The 1,533-nt window shown below is 50.0% G+C and carries 1 protein-coding gene; it reads left to right on the top strand.

Features of this window, described 5'->3' with window-relative positions; all coding sequences use genetic code 11:
• The first annotated feature begins 120 nt into the window (after nt 1-120).
• A complete protein-coding gene (locus tag GT748_RS15025; RefSeq protein WP_009325351.1) occupies nt 121-1,527 on the top strand; it encodes an IS5 family transposase in 1,407 nt (468 codons plus the stop codon).
• Nucleotides 1,528-1,533: the final 6 nt, after the last annotated feature.

Below are 1,533 nucleotides of genomic sequence, written 5' to 3'. Positions count from 1 at the left end.
TAATGTCCACTGAACAAAAAAAAGGCCACGTGATATCAAGAAATAGCGCCGTTTCTGCGGTATAATAAGTGCAAGGAAAAACGGGAAAACACGCGAAAAACCTTGCACTTGGAGGCGGCCATGTATCGATACAGTAACGGTCAGATCAGCCTTTCTGACTTCAATCAACCGGCAGGCATGAATCTGAAAGAAAGCAATCGCTGGGTCAAAAAGGCACAGACAATACCCTGGCTGGATATTGAGAAACGCTATGCCAAGCTGTTCACCAATCGCAAGGGCAATGTGGCAAAGCCACTACGCTTAGCCTTAGGAGCCTGCATCATTCAGGCGGAGTACGGTTTTTCCGACGAAGAAACGGCTCTGCAGATTCAGGAGAATCCGTATTTTCAATACTTCTGCGGCAATCCCGGCTACGACGACAGCAAGCAGCCCTTTGACCCATCTCTTATGGTGTACTTCCGTAAGCGCCTGACGCCGGAAGTGCTGGGAGAAATCAACGAGATGATACTCAAAACTGTAACCACATCAGAGAACAACGACGACCATAACACTCCCACAGGCGGTGGTAACAGCGGCACTCTGATTGTGGATGCAACCTGCGCGCCGTCTGATATCCGATTTCCGCAGGATGTGTCGCTTTTGAACGAGGCGCGTGAAAATGCAGAGCAGATCATTGATACGCTGCAGGAGCAGAGCGTGGAAGAGAAACCCAGAACCTATCGCAACAAGGCCCACAAGGACAGCCTCAAGTATATGCGCAGCCGCAAGCACAACGTGAAGAAGACGCGCGAAGCAATCCGTAAGCAACTCCAGTATCTCCGCAGAGACCTTTCCATCGTCGATTCTATGCTGCAATCCGGCCTGAAGCTATCCCAAAAGCAGCAGCTTCGGCTTGAAACACTGCGAAAAATTTACGAACAGCAGAAGTACATGTATGACAACCATACACATTCCGTTCCTGACAGGATTGTCAGTGTAAGTCAGCCGTTCATCCGACCAATCGTACGCGGAAAAGCCGGAAAGCCGGTGGAGTTCGGGGCAAAACTAGATATCAGTGTATCCAATGGATGGGCAAGGTTGGAGTACTGGTCATTTGATGCCTACAACGAAGCCACAAAGCTGGTTGAAACCATAGAGCGTTACAGAGCCCGTGAGGGACATTATCCGGAGCGCGTGCTGGCGGACAAGATTTACCGAAACCGCGAAAACCTCAGCTACTGCAAACTGCACGGAATCCGGCTCAGCGGTCCGGCATTGGGAAGACCGAGAAGGGACGAGCAGCGCGACAGGCGGCAGACCCATTTCGACCAGAATGAACGGATAGAGGTTGAACGACAATTCAGCTTTGCAAAACGCAAATGCAACCTTGGAAAAGTGAAAACGAAACTGGCGGAGACCGTAGGTTTTACGCTTGCCATGTCGATTGTAGTGTTGAATCTGCGTAAAATCCAGCATACCCTTTCGCGCCTGTTTGGGCGGATTTTGCACTTTTTATTGCCGCAGCAAAAATTGGTATTTGTTCAGTAGACACTA

Source organism: Bittarella massiliensis (ex Durand et al. 2017) (assembly GCF_009876955.1).
Taxonomy (GTDB): domain Bacteria; phylum Bacillota; class Clostridia; order Oscillospirales; family Ruminococcaceae; genus Bittarella; species Bittarella massiliensis.
This window is presented reverse-complemented; position numbering and strand designations above follow the sequence as displayed.